Source organism: Nostoc sp., from assembly GCF_036917975.1.
In the GTDB taxonomy this organism is placed as follows: domain Bacteria; phylum Cyanobacteriota; class Cyanobacteriia; order Cyanobacteriales; family Nostocaceae; genus Nostoc.
Window position 1 is genome coordinate 167,175 of sequence record NZ_JBALEJ010000099.1, and the last position, 17,558, is coordinate 184,732.

At 41.1% G+C, this 17,558-nt stretch carries 21 protein-coding genes; 6 read left to right on the forward strand and 15 right to left on the reverse strand.

Annotated elements, in window-relative coordinates; genetic code table 11:
• The first annotated feature begins 1,672 nt into the window (after nucleotides 1–1,672).
• The 3 genes from V7K76_RS30750 to V7K76_RS30760 all read left to right on the forward strand — a co-directional run bounded on the left by V7K76_RS30750 (nucleotide 1,673) and on the right by V7K76_RS30760 (nucleotide 4,053).
• On the forward strand, nucleotides 1,673–1,849 hold the full coding sequence (locus V7K76_RS30750) for a CopG family transcriptional regulator (RefSeq protein ID WP_292845444.1): 177 nt from the start codon (nucleotides 1,673–1,675) through the stop codon (nucleotides 1,847–1,849).
• A 276-nt stretch (nucleotides 1,850–2,125) separates the two neighbouring features.
• Nucleotides 2,126–3,565 (forward strand): 9,9'-di-cis-zeta-carotene desaturase, encoded by a 1,440-nt coding sequence (gene zds, locus V7K76_RS30755; protein ID WP_334778632.1) that lies wholly within the window; start codon nucleotides 2,126–2,128, stop codon nucleotides 3,563–3,565.
• 44 nt (nucleotides 3,566–3,609) lie between these two features.
• Nucleotides 3,610–4,053, forward strand: a complete 444-nt coding sequence (locus tag V7K76_RS30760; RefSeq protein WP_334778633.1) for an SRPBCC family protein — start codon at nucleotides 3,610–3,612, stop codon at nucleotides 4,051–4,053.
• A 74-nt stretch (nucleotides 4,054–4,127) separates the two neighbouring features.
• Here V7K76_RS30760 and V7K76_RS30765 read toward each other — a convergent pair whose 3' ends face one another.
• From V7K76_RS30765 to V7K76_RS30795, 7 genes are all read right to left on the reverse strand, one after another.
• The gene (locus tag V7K76_RS30765) at nucleotides 4,128–4,346 is read right to left on the reverse strand and encodes a type II toxin-antitoxin system HicB family antitoxin (RefSeq protein WP_334778634.1); all 219 of its coding nucleotides are present in this window, start codon (nucleotides 4,344–4,346) and stop codon (nucleotides 4,128–4,130) included.
• Nucleotides 4,339–4,551, reverse strand: coding sequence for a type II toxin-antitoxin system HicA family toxin (locus tag V7K76_RS30770; RefSeq protein ID WP_334778635.1), 213 nt, complete (start codon nucleotides 4,549–4,551; stop codon nucleotides 4,339–4,341). The genes V7K76_RS30765 and V7K76_RS30770 overlap by 8 nt, the downstream gene beginning before the upstream one ends.
• A gap of 97 nt (nucleotides 4,552–4,648) precedes the next feature.
• Nucleotides 4,649–4,960, reverse strand: a complete 312-nt coding sequence (locus V7K76_RS30775) for a HigA family addiction module antitoxin (RefSeq protein WP_179067041.1) — start codon at nucleotides 4,958–4,960, stop codon at nucleotides 4,649–4,651.
• Between the two features lie 11 nt (nucleotides 4,961–4,971).
• On the reverse strand, nucleotides 4,972–5,274 hold the full coding sequence (locus V7K76_RS30780; protein ID WP_334778636.1) for a type II toxin-antitoxin system RelE/ParE family toxin: 303 nt from the start codon (nucleotides 5,272–5,274) through the stop codon (nucleotides 4,972–4,974).
• A 109-nt stretch (nucleotides 5,275–5,383) separates the two neighbouring features.
• Complete coding sequence (locus V7K76_RS30785) at nucleotides 5,384–5,620, reverse strand: 2Fe-2S iron-sulfur cluster-binding protein (protein ID WP_069073076.1); 237 nt, start codon at nucleotides 5,618–5,620, stop codon at nucleotides 5,384–5,386.
• 82 nt (nucleotides 5,621–5,702) lie between these two features.
• Nucleotides 5,703–7,187, reverse strand: a complete 1,485-nt coding sequence (gene cobQ / locus V7K76_RS30790; RefSeq protein ID WP_334778638.1) for a cobyric acid synthase CobQ — start codon at nucleotides 7,185–7,187, stop codon at nucleotides 5,703–5,705.
• A 298-nt stretch (nucleotides 7,188–7,485) separates the two neighbouring features.
• The gene (locus V7K76_RS30795; RefSeq protein WP_334778639.1) at nucleotides 7,486–7,890 is read right to left on the reverse strand and encodes an Npun_F0494 family protein; all 405 of its coding nucleotides are present in this window, start codon (nucleotides 7,888–7,890) and stop codon (nucleotides 7,486–7,488) included.
• 174 nt (nucleotides 7,891–8,064) lie between these two features.
• Between V7K76_RS30795 and V7K76_RS30800 the strand changes: the two genes are divergently transcribed.
• Entirely contained in the window at nucleotides 8,065–8,502 is a 438-nt protein-coding gene (locus V7K76_RS30800) for a peroxiredoxin (RefSeq protein WP_334778640.1), read from the forward strand.
• A gap of 78 nt (nucleotides 8,503–8,580) precedes the next feature.
• Here V7K76_RS30800 and V7K76_RS30805 read toward each other — a convergent pair whose 3' ends face one another.
• From V7K76_RS30805 to V7K76_RS30825, 5 genes are all read right to left on the reverse strand, one after another.
• Nucleotides 8,581–8,979 (reverse strand): hypothetical protein, encoded by a 399-nt coding sequence (locus V7K76_RS30805; protein WP_334778641.1) that lies wholly within the window; start codon nucleotides 8,977–8,979, stop codon nucleotides 8,581–8,583.
• Nucleotides 8,980–9,113: 134 nt separating this feature from the next.
• Nucleotides 9,114–10,001 carry an ABC transporter permease gene (locus tag V7K76_RS30810; RefSeq protein ID WP_334778642.1) on the reverse strand — a complete coding sequence of 296 codons (888 nt, stop codon included), beginning with the start codon at nucleotides 9,999–10,001 and terminating at the stop codon, nucleotides 9,114–9,116.
• Nucleotides 10,002–10,120: 119 nt separating this feature from the next.
• On the reverse strand, nucleotides 10,121–11,140 hold the full coding sequence (locus V7K76_RS30815) for an ABC transporter ATP-binding protein (RefSeq protein WP_334778643.1): 1,020 nt from the start codon (nucleotides 11,138–11,140) through the stop codon (nucleotides 10,121–10,123).
• A gap of 135 nt (nucleotides 11,141–11,275) precedes the next feature.
• Nucleotides 11,276–12,259, reverse strand: a complete 984-nt coding sequence (locus V7K76_RS30820; RefSeq protein ID WP_334778644.1) for a choice-of-anchor A family protein — start codon at nucleotides 12,257–12,259, stop codon at nucleotides 11,276–11,278.
• Nucleotides 12,260–12,462: 203 nt separating this feature from the next.
• Nucleotides 12,463–13,932, reverse strand: a complete 1,470-nt coding sequence (locus V7K76_RS30825) for an aminotransferase class I/II-fold pyridoxal phosphate-dependent enzyme (RefSeq protein ID WP_334778645.1) — start codon at nucleotides 13,930–13,932, stop codon at nucleotides 12,463–12,465.
• 256 nt (nucleotides 13,933–14,188) lie between these two features.
• On the opposite strand from V7K76_RS30825, the gene V7K76_RS30830 reads away from it, so the two are divergent.
• Nucleotides 14,189–14,377 carry a DUF4926 domain-containing protein gene (locus tag V7K76_RS30830; protein WP_334778646.1) on the forward strand — a complete coding sequence of 63 codons (189 nt, stop codon included), beginning with the start codon at nucleotides 14,189–14,191 and terminating at the stop codon, nucleotides 14,375–14,377.
• Nucleotides 14,378–14,849: 472 nt separating this feature from the next.
• Here the strand turns inward: V7K76_RS30830 and V7K76_RS30835 are convergent, their stop codons facing one another.
• Nucleotides 14,850–15,038: a hypothetical protein gene (locus V7K76_RS30835; RefSeq protein WP_334778647.1), complete on the reverse strand. Its 189-nt coding sequence runs from the start codon at nucleotides 15,036–15,038 to the stop codon at nucleotides 14,850–14,852.
• A 184-nt stretch (nucleotides 15,039–15,222) separates the two neighbouring features.
• Here V7K76_RS30835 and V7K76_RS30840 point away from each other — a divergent pair, with 184 nt between their 5' ends.
• A complete protein-coding gene (locus tag V7K76_RS30840) occupies nucleotides 15,223–15,930 on the forward strand; it encodes a M15 family metallopeptidase (protein ID WP_334778649.1) in 708 nt (235 codons plus the stop codon).
• A gap of 322 nt (nucleotides 15,931–16,252) precedes the next feature.
• Here the strand turns inward: V7K76_RS30840 and V7K76_RS30845 are convergent, their stop codons facing one another.
• Complete coding sequence (locus V7K76_RS30845) at nucleotides 16,253–16,726, reverse strand: TspO/MBR family protein (RefSeq protein ID WP_334778650.1); 474 nt, start codon at nucleotides 16,724–16,726, stop codon at nucleotides 16,253–16,255.
• 90 nt (nucleotides 16,727–16,816) lie between these two features.
• Nucleotides 16,817–17,290: a TspO/MBR family protein gene (locus V7K76_RS30850; RefSeq protein ID WP_179067027.1), complete on the reverse strand. Its 474-nt coding sequence runs from the start codon at nucleotides 17,288–17,290 to the stop codon at nucleotides 16,817–16,819.
• Nucleotides 17,291–17,558 lie beyond the last annotated feature (268 nt).

Consider the following 17,558-nt stretch of genomic DNA (forward strand, 5'->3'; position numbering starts at 1 on the left):
TGTGTGTACACCGTAGTTATAGCGTTTCCCGACAAGCGTAAGGTACACCCGTATGCGATATCCCATACACCTTGGGATATAATGTTGTACCTCATCTAAATAGGAACCGCTATATACCAATTTGAAAAATGATTGCTACAGATGGTTTCACAAAAACCAGACACAGAAAGCGATTCCCAATCCAAAATCTAAAATCTAAAATTCAAAATGGTATTACTAAGGGACGGGTGGGTTATCTGTCGAAAAAATTTTTTTGAATTGGTATAGCTTTACCTTAAGTTCATGAAGTACCTGTATTTTCATAATTTTTCATTCATCTCATTGAAATATATTCAGTATAAATAGCTACAGATTACTAAAAACTATATGCAAAGTTTGCTTTAATCAAACCTAACTGATGCAGTTTAGATATCTGAATCTTTTTTTAGCAAGTTTTTTATTTGAGTATCTTCTTATATATCAATATCATTAAGCAAAAGTTCAGATGTATATCTTTTTCTTTGTAATTTTTTTATAAAGCATGAAAATTAGCTGATTGAATGTCTAAATGAAGATTATTTAAAGTACGTAAATAATGGCTATAATGAACAAACCACCAGAGGAGATTGAAATATACAATTATTTTTATAGGTATACTTACCAAATAATAAATACTTGTAAATCAATTTTTTCTGACAATAGTTTATCTCTTAGCTTAAATCTCATAAGAAGATTTGCTGTTGAATTTTTAGTGCGATGATTGGCTAAAAATTATTTTCATAACCTATAGATAGATGAATCGGAAAAATGCAAAGCAGTCGTTGGATTGAAAGCAGATTATATCGCTAGATAAAAGATAAAAAATACGCAAAATTTAATCGTATATTTACAGGAACTTCAGTGTAAAAGCATGAAATCAAACTAAAATATTATTATCGGCAACAGTCAATTAACATCACATCTACCTGGGTTAATTCATCTGTGTGAAATTACAGATAATGCTGTCAAAATTTACCAAAATAATTTACAATTTACACCCAGTAGACTGAGTTTTGTTCCCTTTTTTATGGCTACTACATTGACACTGAAAAGCAATCAGCTTGATCAAGGTAAGCCAAAATTTATGGCCGTTCAAGTAGCTCTAAATTCTTGCTTACAGTGATGGGTGCAGATGAGAGTTTGTTCTGGAGCGATCGCTTATTTGCCTACTTTATAAGTGACTATTCACGCTCTACACAAACCACTCTAACCCGCCTGTCAGGCAGCATTCCAGCACCATTGTGATTCTGAAGTTTTATTTTCTAGTGTTCTAGCAGATGTTCTCTCCAAACAGGTTTGCCGAACTTAGTTAAGAGAGAAGGTCAAGTGCTTTCGATGAAGAATAACTTTGTAAATCTTGATTGGGTCAACAGTAGGTGTCTCAAATTGATTTATCAAATTTCATTGTCAGTCTTTACTCATGCTGTTAGTAGGGTTATTATCTTCAAAAGCAACTATGTGCTAATTATGCTGTCACAATAGTAACAAATAAAGTATTACTTTTTGATTTTTTTAGAAAATTATGAATCCTTTGACAAAACGAAAATTTTTAATATTAATGGTATTACTTGTTTCCTGAGACAAACTCTGATAATCTTATCGGTTCCCTCTTTAATTTAGACTCTTTCGACCATCTAAATATACAGCAAATAGCATGATAATGACAAATAAAAAATGGGCCGTTAAACGCATAACAGTTAATCTCGCAACACAGGAAGCGGAAAAACTAGAAAAATATTGTCAGCAAACAGGTAGACCTGCAACTGACGTGATTCGTGAACTGATTAGAAGTTTGCCTGTCTCCGATGACAGCAAAGATGGAAATAAGTAAGAAGTTACTTTCATGACTTATCCAGAAAACTGCTTTGCCACCAAAAAAATATCTATGATACTTTTGAGAGTCCGCTGCTATGGACAAGAGTTTGTCTAGATGATACAGACGCGAGAAAAACGCGTCTGGTCATTTGCTGGGACTAAAAGAAGTAATCAAAGAGGTTTTAGTATCGATATTGCCATGCCTTAATATGCTGGTGGAGTTGATATTAAGTAGCAAATTCCGACACCAACCCAGTTACAATCTGTAAAGAAACTGAAAAGGAACGACGGAATGCGCGTTGCAATCGTAGGTGCGGGACTGGCTGGACTAGCAACCGCAGTAGATCTAGCTGATGCTGGTTGTGAAGTCGAGATTTTTGAGTCTCGTCCGTTTGTGGGTGGTAAAGTTGGCAGTTGGGTTGATGGAGATGGCAACCATCTAGAAATGGGGCTGCATGTATTTTTCGGGTGCTACTACCAACTATTTGACTTAATGAAGAAAGTGGGGGTGTTAGAAAACTTACGCCTCAAGGAACATACCCACACTTTCATTAACAAAGGGGGCCAGACTGGTGCTTTAGATTTTCGCTTTCTAACAGGTGCGCCTTTCAATGGTTTAAAGGCATTTTTCACTACTTCTCAACTATCGTTACAAGATAAATTGCAAAATGCGATCGCTTTGGGTACTAGTCCCATAGTGCGCGGGTTGGTAGACTTTGACGGGGCGATGAAAACCATCCGCAATTTGGATAAAGTTAGCTTTGCTGATTGGTTCCGCAGTCACGGTGGGAGTAATGGCAGCATCAAGCGTCTGTGGAATCCTATTGCCTACGCATTGGGGTTTATTGATTGCGAAAATATGTCTGCCCGTTGTATGTTAACGATATTCCAGTTATTTGCAGTCAGAACTGAAGCTTCAGTTTTGCGAATGCTGGAAGGTTCTCCTTACGAGTATTTACATAAGCCCATTCTGGAGTATCTGGAAGTTAGAGGCACTAAAGTTTACACGCGTCGGCAGGCGCGGGAAATTCAGTTTAGAGAGTTAGATGAACAAACCCGCGTCACTGGTATAGCAGTTGCCCAAGGTGATACCGTAGAAACAATCACTGCTGATGCTTACGTTTTTGCCTGTGATGTTCCAGGAATTCAACGCATCTTACCCCAGGAGTGGCGTAAGTGGTCAGAATTTGACAATATTTACAAACTTGATGCAGTGCCAGTGGCCACAGTGCAGTTACGCTTCGATGGTTGGGTAACGGAATTGAAGGATAAAGAGCAACGTAAACAACTAAATCATGCGGCTGGAATTGATAATTTACTTTATACAGCCGATGCTGATTTTTCTTGTTTTGCCGATTTGGCGTTGACTAGCCCTGCTGATTATTATCGCCCAGGACAGGGATCTTTGTTACAGCTAGTGCTGACACCGGGAGATCCGTTTATTGCTCAAAGTAATGAAGCGATCGCACAGCATGTCCTCAAACAAGTCCATGAACTGTTTCCCTCATCGCGGGAGCTAAATATGACTTGGTACAGCGTGGTAAAACTTGCTCAGTCTCTCTACCGAGAAGCGCCAGGAATGGATGCGTACCGTCCCAACCAAAAAACACCAGTAGATAACTTCTTCCTGGCTGGCAGTTATACTCAGCAAGATTACATCGACAGTATGGAAGGTGCTACTATTTCTGGACGGCGGGCGGCAAAAGTAATTTTAGAAAGTTTGAAGAAATAACGAATTGCGATCGCGCAGCGTCTCGTAGAGAAGGAAGAAGAGAAATGTCAGACTGGTTAGAGCATACTGTGCAGGTAGAAGTAGAGGCTCCCATAGATTTAGTATGGAGCCTCTGGTCTGATTTAGAGCAAATGCCCCGGTGGATGAAGTGGATTGATTCGGTGAAAATTCCGCCAGATAATCCAGATATATCTCTTTGGAAACTGAAGACCGGAAGTTTAGAATTTAATTGGAAATCTCGAATTCTCAAAGTTGTTCCCAACCAAATTATCCAATGGGAATCTGTTGATGGTTTGCCAAATCAGGGAGCAATTCGCTTTTACGATCGCCACGGTACTAGCGTTGTCAAAATGACCATTTCCTACGCCATCCCCGGCATTATTGGCAAAATTATGGATAACTTATTTTTGGGGCGGATAGTTGAATCGACAATTCAAGCTGATTTGGAAAGGTTTAAAGAATACGCGTTAAACATTAAATCTAGTTAAGCAAAGATGGACTTTGTTAATAGTAAGTTTCCTTATATTATTGTGATAAAGCTGTGAGAATTTAAGATCCGAAACTATGCAGCTTTATAAATTTTTGGTTCTGGAAGTGGATCACCCACAGCTTCGTAAGCAATAATTAGAGACTCTAAAGCTTCAATTCCATTTGCCATCGCTAACTCGTAAGTATCCCCATGAGTCCGCCAGTGTTGTCCTGGAAAATCAGGGAATCCTACCAAGAAGCAATTATCTTCTTCAGACCACTGAATAATCATTTGGTACTTAAACTTACTCATCTTTTTCTTTCTCTTCTACTTCCTCAATTGCCTGTTTCACTTCCTTCTCTTGGTAGCGTTTAGCGTCTGCTCCGTCTTTGCCTGAAATCGTGATTTTTCCACTATACAGGGGATGCACCCAGTTGGTATGACTTCCTTTTCCTGGGATTTCTGTAAAACCAACTTGGGAAAGCATTTGCTTCAGTTCCCGGATTTTCTTTGGCATTAATTTTGTTAGAATATGCGATCGCCGCACTAAGAAACAATGGGTCAAAGTTTCTTGCTGTCTATCCCAAAAATCTAATCAATCATTAGATTTTTGTTTAGGCATTGACTTGCTTGTACTCAGATAATATCCGGGGCGAAATAGTTGCCTGAATTTCTTCACCCATTTTTTCTTCAGCTAGTCTAAGCTCATAATTCTTTTGTAAATTCATCCACAACTCTGCACCAGTACCAAACCATTGACCCAATCGTAATGCTGTATCAGCAGTAATTGCCCGTTCACCATTAATTATTTCAGTAATACGATTTGTTGGTACATGAAGGATACGTGCTAACTCACTTGCACTCATCTGCAATTCATGAAGCTCATCAGCAAGAATTTTTCCAGGATGGATAGGTGGCCGTGCCATGTTGTTCTCCTTTAAGGATGATAGTCTGTAATTTCGATGTTGAAAGGTTTAGATTCTTCATCTGGCCAATTGAAACAAATTCGCCATTGCTTATTGATCCGAATGCTATATTGACCTTTTCGATCACCCTCTAAAGACTCAAAATGGTTGCTCGGTAGTTTCATCAAAGATTCTTTGTTAGTAGCGGCTTCTAATATATCAAGTCGTTTGTAGGCTTGATCTGTAAAAGCCTGAAACTCTTTGACCCTCTCACCTAAAGCAAACCGCTCCGTCCTTTTATCTTTAAATTTTGGATATTTGTCTGACGGAGACATAAATTAGTAGTAGATATTATGCGTTATGTAACTCATAAGTTACTCCATCTACAATAATACAATTAATATCCGCATACTATACTAGTCCTTGTCAATAACAGGGACGACATTACCAAGTAGGATCGCTAAACAAATTAATCGTCAATTCCTCGCGTGGCGGTACTGCGGTGATACAAGCGCGAATAATCTCTCCATCTTCTAATTCGACAGTGCAAGCATGACAAGACCCCATTAGACAACCGGTGGGAATAAATACCCCAGCCCGGTCTGCTACATCTAAAAGGGCTTCGCCTACTTCAGCATCTACTGTGACATCATCTGGTAAAAAGCGGACACGAACAATCATTGGTCATTAGTCATTGGTCATTGGTCATTGGTCATTAGTCATTTACTAATGACACTTTGATCGAAAAAATATGCACTTTAGTTTAAGACAAAAATGCAGTTAAGTCTAAATGGCTTTCAACTTCAGTGGCTAGGGAGTCCAAAATCTGCTCTCGCTGTTCCCGATAGTTAGCAACACCTGTGGGCAAAGATTTTAAACCGCGCTGTTGACGGAGGCGATTTAACCAAGCCCGTCGCCAAGGGCCATTGTCAAAAAGCCCGTGGAGGTAGCTTCCCCACACCGATTGACAACTATCTACTAATCCTAAATTAATATCGTCAAATAAGGCGTGGTACGATTGGGGGTCTATGCCTTGTTGTTCGATGCGCGATCGCCCTTGGTGAATTTCAAAGCCATTAACTGGTAAGCCCTGTTGTGGATAATTTGAGCTAACTTGGCGCTGGCGGGCGATTTTTTGTCCGGTAATTACAGTTCTAATCGGTAAAAGATTTAACCCTTGAAATCTGCCTGCTTGTCCTTCTATCCCTTCTGGATCGGCGATGATTTGACCGAGCATTTGATAGCCACCGCAGATACCTAAAACCGTTCCGCCGGAAGCTGCATAGTGTTGGATAGCTTCTGCCATACCGCTTTTTTGCAGCAGTAGCAAATCAGAAATTGTGGTCTTTGTACCTGGGATAATTACGGCATCAGGATGTCCCAAATCTTGCTTTGGGCTAAGATATTTTACCGAAACTGTACTTTCTGATTCCAGTGGGTCAAAGTCAGTAAAGTTGGCAATTCTTGGTAAGCGGATGATAGCAATGTTGAGGTCAGTTTGGGATTTATTTGACGACGATTGACGTTCCAGTAAATCAAGGGAATCCTCTGCTGGAAACATTTCTTGTAAGTAAGGTATAACACCGACAACAGGGATACCTGTACGTTCTTCTAACCATTTTATCCCTGGATCTAGGAGCGATCGCTGTCCTCGGAACTTGTTAATGACTATACCCTTAATTAAGGCGCGTTCATCTGGTTCTAATAACTCTAAAGTGCCAACAACATGGGCAAAAGCACCACCCCGATCAATATCAACCACTAACATCGTTGGCGCATTTAAATATTTTGCCACCCGCATATTAGTTAAATCGCGGTGCTTGAGGTTAATCTCTGCTGGACTACCGGCACCTTCACAAACCACCAAGTCAAACTCTGTTCCTAAATGCTGTAGCGACTCTTCAATTGTCCGCCATCCCAGTTCAAAATATTGCTCGTAGTAATCTGAAGCACTCACTTTGCCTACAGACCTACCTTTAATAATTACTTGAGAAGTCATATCCCCTTGGGGTTTAAGTAAAATTGGGTTCATTTCTACCCAAGGCACTACTCCCGCCGCCCAAGCCTGCACTGCTTGGGCATAGCCAATTTCTCCACCACTGGCAGTGACATAAGCATTTAAAGCCATATTTTGACCTTTGAAGGGAGCCACTCGCCAACCACGCCGCGACAGAATGCGACAAATAGCTGTAGTTAAAAGTGATTTCCCTGCATGAGATGTTGTCCCCACCACCATAATTGATTTCATAGTCGCTATCACTTAGTTTTTCAAGATACAGGGTTAATTTTTAGGAGCGAATAGTTATGTAACAATCAATCCATCATTTAAAAATCATGGGATATCAGGGGAGATGAGGAAGCAGGCGAGAGTTGCAGTAAGTTTCTCCCCTCTGCCTCTTATGCCCAATGCCCAATGCCCAATTCCCAATGCCCACCATAACAAACTTCAATAAGATGATTATGGTAAAGACTTCATGAATAGATGTGATGTTTCCGTATATATTGTTCCCTTTGATTCCCAAATCCTAACTCTTGGGGTTTTGATTCTAAAAAGGTATCCGTAACCAACGAATCACAGCATCATAGAAACGATCGCGCCATGAAGGAGTACGCCAATTTTTTCCTTGATATTGTTCCACCAATTGGCGTCCCAAAGGAGTGAGGCGAAAACTATCTGTAATCCCCTGTCCATCGACTTCTCGCCGCAATACACCCACTTGAATTAGCCAGCCCAAGGCGTTATCACAGGCTAATTCTGACAAAGGACGCTTAGTATAGCCCTGCTTGAGTCCATTTTCTAGTGCGATCGCAGCTAATGATACACTCTGGTGTCCCATCACTTCAAATAAAGATACATTAAAGGGTGAACACACTAGCGATCGCTCGGCTCTTTCTACTGTGCTTTGAGGATAGACAAAAATATTTGGGTTTTGGGAATCAACAACAGGCATTGTGTATGGGGAGAAATTTTTATTTTTAGAAAGATTAATTGAAGAATGTCTTTTTTATACCAAAATTAGTTACCTAAAGTATAGTTATGCTATTTTTTAGTAATTATATTTAATCATTATAAATTAATGTAAAATTTCAAGTGCATCAACAATCTGAAACAGGAAAGGTTAATTATGCCTCTAGCAGTTGGTACGGATGCACCTGCATTTACCGCCAAAGATACAAACGGCAACACAGTCTCTTTATCTGATTTTGCCGGAAAGACAGTGGTTTTGTATTTTTACCCCAAAGATGACACGCCAGGCTGCACCAAACAAGCCTGTAGTTTTCGGGATGCCCAACCTCAATATCAAGGCAAAGATATTGTAGTCTTGGGAGTTAGTGCAGATAATGAAGTCTCCCATCAGGCATTCACTCAAAAATATAATTTGAATTTTCCCCTACTGGCAGACAGCGATAAATCCCTCATCACAGCTTTCGATGTGGATGGCGGTGGTTATGCCAAGCGCGTCACTTACGTAATTGACCCCAACGGCAAAATTACCCATGTTGACGCTAGTGTAAATACTACTACCCATGCTAGCGATATTTTAGCTGCACTTGGGCTGTAGTTTTTTACCTGATAATTAAGGATTTTTTAAATATCCTCAACCCCAAGCCTCTAGAGGCTTGGGGTTCTTTGTTTGAATTCAGTTACCTGATGGCGGTGTAACCAATAGCGGCGTAGTTGATGGTAGTATAATCGTTTGCGAACTGGGGTTTGCTTGCCGTTGTTGACCTTGAATTAATTTTTGTTGCCTTGCTTTAAAGGCTGCTGCTGCTGAGTTTAGTTCTTCGTTCTGTTGGTCAGAATTCCAGTTGAGAGTACCAAAATTTGCCCGATGAATCAGGTCAAGCATGTTGAAATTATCTGAATTGGAACGGGAGAAAGGATCGGTATTTTGGTCTGTGGTACTAGTACTGGGAAAAGCATCCGTTGGGCTGCTGACTTGAGCGGAACTGGGTTGAGCCATCAGCAAGGAAGCAAAGCTAATCCCTGCTGCCGTAGCTACAAACAGTCTAGTAATTTGTAAAAATGGTTTTTTCATGGGGTTTCTACCCTAAAATTTATTTAGGACTTACGCAAGAACTCTCTGAAACTCTTATTTCTCCGTGTCCTCTGCGCCCTCTGTGGTTCGTTTTTTGATGATTTTGCCTAAGTCCTGTTATCTATTTTATCTCTTTAAGCAAGAGTCCGACGCAGTTGGGGTTGAATACTTAGTAAGGCGACTAGGGCAAAGCCAAACAACACCAGCAATGCCCCCCCAAAGGTAACATTGCCCCAAGGAGCCTGCATCACTACACTACCTAATTCCCAATTACTGTGGAAATACAGATAGCGAATCGGTTCGATCGCATAACTAAGAGGATTCAAGGTAGCGATAACCTGCAACCACTGAGGCATGAAAGATAGAGGTGCTAAAGCAGTACTCGCAAACAATAATGGTAGGTTAGTGACAAAAATCACTGCAATCAATTCAATGTGTCCGGGTAGAGCGAACGCTAAACCGAGAGAGATGGCTGTTACTCCCAAAGCTAAGAGCAAGACAATAAGAGCGATCGCACTTAAACCCGCGACATCTGGTAGTCCTGCCCCTAAGAATGCTGCTGCTGCAACAATTACGGCTGCTTGCAACAAACTTTGGCTGATGATGAAGATTGCGGAGGCAAAGACAATAGAAAACCGTGATGCTAATGGTGCTACCAGCAAACGATTCAAAAAGCCGAACTCACGGTCAAACATTACAGGTAAACCAGCATTCAGCGCCCCAGCAAAGGCTGTAAACACAATGATGCCAGCAGCCAAAAATTGACCGTAATTTGTTGTATTGCCAAATATACCTTTGGGAGCATTTTGGAACAATGCACCAAATAGTACTAACCACATTACTGGTTGAATAATTCCAGCAATTAAAGATGAGGGACGGCGTTGCAACTGAATAAACAAGCGACGAGTTAAAGCCAACGTCTCTTGTACCAATTCACCGAAAAAGTTAGGCGCAGTATTAGCATCTGCTTGCGGTGATGCTAATGGCTGCCAATTGATATCAGATTTAGGAGTAACGCTCATAGGAATTTTGGATTTTGGATTTTGGATTTTAGATTGGGGATTGGGATTAGGGGAGAGGTGACAGGGAATAATCTGTACCCTGTAACCTGTCACCTATTCCCTTATTCACTCCCCATTCCCTATCTCATATTCTGCTTTTTCTCAGCCTTGGGATCGCGGGTGGCGACGGCTGCCAGTTCTGCATCCAATAAGGTGCGTCCTGTAGCGGCAAGGTAAACGTCATCGAGGCTGGGGCGAGATTGGGCGATGCCAAATATGGGCAAGCCAGCATCATTCAGCGCTTGCTGTATGTTAATCAAAACATCGTTCTGAGGTGTCACCACTAAGTTAAGGGAATTACCTTGAGCGCTGTTGATGATCACTTCTTGGACAAAGGGCAAAGGTTTCAGGAGGTTTTTGGCAATTTCTGCTTCCTCAATGGGGGAAAACTCGCGGATTCGCAAGGTGATGCGATCGCCCCCGACTTGATCTTTCAATTGTGAAGGTGTACCACTGGCAATTACAACGCCACGATCTATAATTGCCACGCGATCGGCTAGGGCGTCAATTTCTTCTAAATAATGGCTGGTAATTACTACCGTTGTCCCAGAGGCGCGTAATTTTCTCAAGAAATCCCATACCACAAAACGGGTTTCTATGTCAAGCCCCACGGTTGGCTCATCTAACACCAAAACATCGGGTGCATGGAGCAACCCAGCAGCCAAGTCTAGGCGCTTGCGTAAACCGCCAGAGTAGGTTCCTGTCTTTTTATTGGCGTATTCTTGCAAACCGAGTAAATCTAATACCGTCTCAATACGCTGTTTGGCTACTGCTTTTGGGAGGTGATAAAGTGCTGCTTGCAATTGCAGCAGTTCTTTTCCAGTCAGCACTTTATCTATAGCGACTTCCTGAGCTACATAGCCTAGTCGTTGTCTTGCCACTCTCGGATTATCTAACACAGAGATGCCAGATACTTCGATAATGCCTGCATCCGGTGTGGTCAACGTACACAAGGCACGCAAGGTAGTAGTTTTCCCAGCACCGTTGGGGCCAAGTAAACCAAAGATTTCTCCTGGTTCTACCTGAAAGGAAACATCTTGGACGGCAACCACTGTGCCGTAGCGCTTTTGCAAATTTTGAATGAAAACGGCGGGAGCCATGACAGCTGATCCCCAACTATACAAATCTCAATAAAGTCTATCCTTATTGTAGAAGGTAGAGAGTAAGGAAATAGCGCATGAGCGAAAATCTCTAAATAAATTCGCGTCATGCGCTATGCTGCCAAAAATTTCTAGCTATTTTAAGCAAGTTATTGGATTGCGTTTGTAGCGAAACAAACCAAATGCTACAGCAATTAATCCTAAACCTGAAAGATTTGTCGGCTCTGGAACCTGAGTATGAGTGGGAGGCGTAGGCGGAGTGTAGTACTGAGTTGGGACATCTGGCAGATCGCCATTAAACAGATAGTTGTGAGATTCGCCATTTCCGGTTAAAGAAGCTACTACCACATTACCGTTAACTTGACCGTTATTGAAATTGAAATTAGCCAAAGGTGCAAGAATACTCCCTAGTATGCTAATCCCACTGGCAGTTATGTTTGTCGCTTCATAGAAGTTGTAAATCACCTTTTGTTGATCTGTGCCAAGGATATTAAACTCAAAGTTTTGCAGCGACACATCCTTACCGCTGATATTGACAACAATAGTCGAGTTTGCGTCCCCCTTAATTTCAAAATTGTTTGTCTTGGAGACATCTGAGCCGGCAACATTAAAAACATTGAAAGCAGTACCACTACCACTAAGGTTAATAGCACCCCAAGATTGAACAGTTGTTTTACCAGTAGGGGTTAAGGTTGCCAAATATTGAGATAGTCCTTGTAGTTGTTTCCCTGCTTCATTGAAGTCGATGGGATTACCCTTGGTGAAAGTTCCCTGTGGAAATCCCTCATTGCTGGATACATTGGCACTGCCTCCGTAAACAGCATTACCGTGGTTGACTTGACCGTTGCTTAGAGTTAAGTTTTTTCCAGCTACTACTACGTTGCCGCTATTGCCAGAAAGTCTGCTTCCAAGTCCGCCGACGAAATTCACATTACCGCCAGCAGCAAGTTTTCCTTCAATATCTGTATTTTGTTGAGTGATATCTCCCAGAGCAAATACATTGTAATCAGAGGCAGCGCCTAACTCAACTGCATTCGCTCTTGCTGAGAAACCCAGCGCCAGAGTGACTACAATCGGAGTTGCTACTAATCTCCAAACATCATAGACTTTCGATTTCATTTTTTATTTGAATAATCATCAATATTATCCTATGGGTATAAATCAAAGATGGCATTGGTTTGCTGCTATTTTCATTGAAGTTTTATAGCTTGGTATAATTACTGTGTATTTTTACTTATTTTATCTGTCAAACCGCAGATATACTGTTGACTAGATCAATTAAATTTTTATCAATAAGAATTTAGGAGTTAGGAGTAGGGACGTTATTTCACAACTTTCAACTTTTTGAGGCTAATGTCATTGCAACCACTGATAAATCCCCCCATCGCCTGGATTTTTTGTAGGTAGTCAAGGACAGATTTGGTGATGACTTCTCCCGGCATTAACACAGGAATTCCTGGGGGATAGGGACAGATGATTTCAGCACAAATGCGTTTATTGGTTTGTGTCAAAGGTAGTATTTCGCTGACAGCAAAAAAAGCTTCACGAGGAGAAAGTTGTAAAGCATAACTCGGTGTTTTATCCAGACTTTGCCAAACTTGGTTTTTCACTGTTGAATCAGTTCGGAGATATTCTTTTGCGAGGGTGGTAAAACTTTGGACTAATTGCTCAATATCGGCTGGGATATTGCCCAAACTAATGATAAAGGTGAGATGTTGCAGTGAAGCAAATTCAGCAGTAACACCTAATTTTTCATCCAGAATTTCATCTGCCTCAAATCCAGTTAAGCCTAAAGCGGAAACTGTGACAGTTAGTCGTGTTTTATCTAAAGCCACAAATCCAGGAGATCCTCCCAACAGAGGCATTTCTAAAATTGATAATCCAGGAATTTGACTGATTCTGGTTCTAGCCTCATCAGCAAGTTGCAAAGTGCGAGACATCAGCATTTTTCCGTGGAGTGCCATTTGCTGACGCGCTGCATCTAAGGAAGCTAAAAGTAAATAACTAGGACTGGTAGACTGTACAAGTTGCAAAGCTTTACTGATGCGATCGCCATCTATCCTATTACCTTGGATGTGCAGCATCGATGCTTGTGTCATTGCACCAAGTACCTTGTGGATGGATTGTACAGTTAAATCTGCACCTGCGGCTAAAGCTGGTGTTGGTAATTCGGGATGAAAGGCAAAGTGTGCGCCGTGTGCCTCATCTACAAGTAGAGGAATATTATATTGATGTGTGATGTTGGCGATCGCATTCAAATCTCCACAAACGCCGTAGTATGTTGGGTAAACTATCAACACTGCTTTTGCATCAGGATGCTGTTGGAGTGCAGATTGTACAGCATTGGGCGTGATGCTGTGGGCAATATCTAAAACTGGGTCATATTCAGGATTGAGAAAAATTGGTATTGCACCAGAGAGAATTAAACCTGCGATCGCCGAAGAATGCACATTTCGAGGCAGAATAATTTTATCGCCTGTGCCACAGGTAGCGAGAATTGCCGCTTCAATCCCACAAGTAGAACCATTGACAAGGAACCATGTTTGCGAAGCGCCAAAGGCCTCAGCCGCTAGTTGTTGTGCTTCTTGAATAACACCTTGGGGTGCAAAGAGATTATCTAAATCTGCTAATTCGGTTAAATCAGCGCGAAAGACGGCTTTACCAAATAAGTCAGCCAAAGGTTGAGGAATTCCCTCACCTTGTTTATGTCCTGGGGTGTAAAAAGATGCATGAGGTCTTGCTGCATTGGCTTTTAAGGCATCTAATAGAGGTGTTTGGTTTTGATTGAGCATTTTTTGAGAAACGAACCGTCAATGATAAAATTTGAAGTCTGTTAGGTCATATTCATAGACGTGAACAAAATTAAACTTTTGGATAAGTAACCACGCAAAATTAATTACAGTCATTGCAAGCGAAGCGAAGCAATCCCAGCCCTTGCGATTGCTTCATTTCGCTTTGCTGCATTCGCAATGACATTGTGTAATTAATTTTGTTTATCTACTTACTATTGCTACACTTAAGCTGATTCCCATTGAGAGATTACAACTAGTGGAAGAAGACTATACTTCTATCGAAAGCTTACCCAGTGGGCAAGTTGGAACAATTGTAGAAGTGTATGAGCAAGAAGAATATCATTATTTAGTCGAGTTTGCTGATACTCAAGGCTGTGAATATGCAATGGCGACTTTGAGAGCAGATGAAATTTTAGTTTTACATTATGATTTGGCAATTGTTTAAGTTTTTACTTTAGGGTTTATATGTGAATTCAAGTGCGATCGCGTTAATTATTCACCCAATTGACAATTATTTATCATAATACAATCAATACAGTCACAACAAAAAAAGTTGCGTTGTGTGGCTTATCTAATATCATGTCCGGGTAATTAGTTATGATTGCATAGTCATTGCACCCTGTCTGCCTACCGTGTACACACAAATAATTTAATTATCCCAAATCCCATTTTGTAGTAGCGTGACAAGACTAAATCGCCTACGCAATGACATGAATCAATTCAAAATTCAAAATTCAAAATTCAAAATTAAAGACAGCCACCCACAAGGGGTGGGGTTTCTACTTACCTTGGGAAACAATGATTCTTTCTCTACGAGACGCTACCGCGAACGCGCCACTTGCGGGCGAGGTTTTAAACCTCACTTCTTTTCATAAATAATTTTGCGTAACCACTTACTCATTTACGAGGGACTACGCCTAAACAATTTTACTTAAATTATGATTTTCATGAACAAACGCATCGTTTTCATCAACAAACGCATCGTTTTCATGAACAAACGCATCGTTTTCATGAACAAACGCATCGTTTTCATCAACAAACACATCGTTTTCATCAACAAACACATCGTTTTCATCAACAAACACATCGCGTTCATCAACAAACACATCGCGTTCATCAACAAAATTATTTGATTAAAGGAGCAATACCTTTTCTACCAGACGCTACGGGTAGCTTGCTACTCTATCAAAGTACGTTAGGCTATATGCAACAACAGAACTTTAGTCTTGTTTGGCCTGTCAGAATGCTATGCTTTCGTTAAAATCCGTAATTTTTTGTGTGGCTGACTAGATGAGGCCTTATCATCAAATCCCAATTTTCGAGTGTGGTGAACCGCTAATGGCGATTCCTTTAGAATTGTTTGCGGTGGAATCTCCCCATCCTTATGAAAAGTTAGGTGCTACTTATGGCGATCGCTCTCCTTATTATCTCCGTCAAAGCGCGATCGAAAATTTGCTCCAAGCGCAAAATTATCTTAATATTCTGCATCCTAACTGGTATATCCAAATCTTTGACGCCTATCGCCCGATCGCAGTTCAGCAGTTTATGGTAGATTACAGCTTCGCCCAAGCAGTGCAGGATAAGGGACTGACTGAGGTGGAGTTATCACCAAACCAACGCCGAGAGATTTGGGAAGCGGTTTATGAAATTTGGGCTGTACCGAGTTTGGATGAAAAAACTCCGCCTCCTCACAGTACTGGCGGGGCGGTGGATGTGACGCTGGTAGATGATGCTGGGAAAATAGTGAATATGGGTTCGCCAATTGATGAAATGTCAGAGCGATCGCATCCCGATTATTATGCCAATAGCGACGACTCAGAAGCACAAAAGTATCATGCTTACCGTCAGTTATTGCGAGATGTAATGTTAAAAGCCGGCTTTCAACGCAATCCTAGAGAATGGTGGCATTTTTCTGTCGGCGATCAAATGTGGGCTTGGCTGAATAATCAATCCAATCCAGCCAATCCTGTCACGGCACGTTATGGGCGGCTTATATAGATGCGTTATCACAAAAGAATTCAGGAGTCAGAATTCAGAATGGGCTAAACGCCCCGCTACCGCTAACAGAATTGAATTGGAGTCTGACTGGCAGACTTGTTCAATCTAATGCTGAATAAATGGTGAAACTAAATGCTAAATCTTTCTTGCGGAATCCATAAGGAATAAATAAGCGTTCATCCCACACTTTCTTCTTCTGACTACTAGACATCTCCAGAAATTAAATATGCGTTATCCAGAACCCTTGTAGAGACGTAGCACTGCTACGTCTCTACATTCATTTTCGGAGATGTCTACTGAATTCAGACTACTGAATACTTCTTCAAGCATCTTGAGGATTTAACTCTCTTAACTCGTCAGTAGTGTAAGTACCAATGGGAGTCCAAACTAGATAGGGAAGGAGTAACAGCGCCGCCATTAGAGAAATCGGTAAAACGCAGATTGCCAGGACAACGGCTAAAATCAAACCCATTAATCCAAGAATTTCCCCAATTTTGAGACTGCGAAATCTCAACATTAGAGGTATGTAGGCGACGGTGATAATTTCCACCACAAGATACAAAGCCATTAATAGCCAAGTAATTAGGCTTCCGGGATTTTTTTGCCAGACAATAGTAGCTGAAGCTGTACCACCAATAAAAATCACAGTCCAGATAAACGGAATTAACGGCTCAAAAATTAGCCAGCGAGGGCGACTTAAATGTACAAACCATTTAACATCACGCGGCGTAATCAAGAAACTCCCAAGAGCAATAAAGAAAGTTACAGCCCCAATTATTATCCAAGATGGAATCATAATGCACTCAAGTTTTGTGTATTTTGTCAAGTCATACACTGCAAGTTTGACAATTTAGGCTATATGTTTAATCATTCTCTGGGGCGATTCTTAGGCATCTTGAGGATTGAGACTGATCATCTGCCAAGTGGTATAAGTACCAATGGGACTCCAGAGCAAATAAGGAACTAGTAATAGTGCTGCCCAACCAGAAAAACCTAAGACTGCAAGTATCAATAAAGCACTGATGATCAGACCTGTGCCACCGAGAATTGTGCCCACTTTCAGACTGCGAAGCTTAAACATGACAGGCGTATAGGCAATGGTGACAATTTCTAATAGCAGATATAAAGCCATAATTAACCAGGTTGAAGTGCTTCCTGGGTCTTTTTCCCAGACAATATAAGCTGACCAAGCACCGCAAATAAATATTACAGTCCAGATAATGGGAATTGCACCCTCAAAAGTTAGCCATCTTGGTCGTTGTAAACGTTTGAACCATTGGCGATCGCTAGGCGTAATCACGTTCGCGGCTAAAGCAACCAAGAAAGCCACACCCCCAATCACCATCCAAGATTTAATCATGCCCGTTAGTCCTTTACAAGCGCTATCTATCGCTTAATATCACTCTTTATAGTGTGATTTTGTCAATTTAATTGCTAATTCTTCATCGTCCCTGAGTTTGAAACCTTGAGATCGTTTGGCAGGATTTTAAATTATGGGCATTGGGTAGAAGCTGAAAGGTTAGGCGATCGCTACTGCTTTAGAGGCGATCGCACCGCCATTACAGTGAAGTTTGTACCATACTAAGTACAGCTTTGCATAAGTTCGTAACTTTTTTAAACGCAGAGGA

Coding starts and splice junctions, on each gene's coding strand:
- V7K76_RS30775 (WP_179067041.1), bottom strand. CDS start 4,960: ATGGCACGGCCACCTATCCATCCTGGAAAAATTCTTGCTGATGAGCTT.
- V7K76_RS30795 (WP_334778639.1), bottom strand. CDS start 7,890: ATGCCTGTTGTTGATTCCCAAAACCCAAATATTTTTGTCTATCCTCAA.
- V7K76_RS30840 (WP_334778649.1), top strand. CDS start 15,223: ATGAGGCCTTATCATCAAATCCCAATTTTCGAGTGTGGTGAACCGCTA.
- V7K76_RS30845 (WP_334778650.1), bottom strand. CDS start 16,726: ATGATTCCATCTTGGATAATAATTGGGGCTGTAACTTTCTTTATTGCT.
- V7K76_RS30770 (WP_334778635.1), bottom strand. CDS start 4,551: ATGCCAAAGAAAATCCGGGAACTGAAGCAAATGCTTTCCCAAGTTGGT.
- V7K76_RS30785 (WP_069073076.1), bottom strand. CDS start 5,620: ATGATTGTTCGTGTCCGCTTTTTACCAGATGATGTCACAGTAGATGCT.
- V7K76_RS30800 (WP_334778640.1), top strand. CDS start 8,065: ATGCCTCTAGCAGTTGGTACGGATGCACCTGCATTTACCGCCAAAGAT.
- V7K76_RS30820 (WP_334778644.1), bottom strand. CDS start 12,259: ATGAAATCGAAAGTCTATGATGTTTGGAGATTAGTAGCAACTCCGATT.
- V7K76_RS30850 (WP_179067027.1), bottom strand. CDS start 17,290: ATGATTAAATCTTGGATGGTGATTGGGGGTGTGGCTTTCTTGGTTGCT.
- V7K76_RS30805 (WP_334778641.1), bottom strand. CDS start 8,979: ATGAAAAAACCATTTTTACAAATTACTAGACTGTTTGTAGCTACGGCA.
- zds (WP_334778632.1), top strand. CDS start 2,126: ATGCGCGTTGCAATCGTAGGTGCGGGACTGGCTGGACTAGCAACCGCA.
- V7K76_RS30810 (WP_334778642.1), bottom strand. CDS start 10,001: ATGAGCGTTACTCCTAAATCTGATATCAATTGGCAGCCATTAGCATCA.
- V7K76_RS30760 (WP_334778633.1), top strand. CDS start 3,610: ATGTCAGACTGGTTAGAGCATACTGTGCAGGTAGAAGTAGAGGCTCCC.
- V7K76_RS30780 (WP_334778636.1), bottom strand. CDS start 5,274: ATGTCTCCGTCAGACAAATATCCAAAATTTAAAGATAAAAGGACGGAG.
- V7K76_RS30750 (WP_292845444.1), top strand. CDS start 1,673: ATGATAATGACAAATAAAAAATGGGCCGTTAAACGCATAACAGTTAAT.
- cobQ (WP_334778638.1), bottom strand. CDS start 7,187: ATGAAATCAATTATGGTGGTGGGGACAACATCTCATGCAGGGAAATCA.
- V7K76_RS30765 (WP_334778634.1), bottom strand. CDS start 4,346: ATGAGTAAGTTTAAGTACCAAATGATTATTCAGTGGTCTGAAGAAGAT.
- V7K76_RS30825 (WP_334778645.1), bottom strand. CDS start 13,932: ATGCTCAATCAAAACCAAACACCTCTATTAGATGCCTTAAAAGCCAAT.
- V7K76_RS30815 (WP_334778643.1), bottom strand. CDS start 11,140: ATGGCTCCCGCCGTTTTCATTCAAAATTTGCAAAAGCGCTACGGCACA.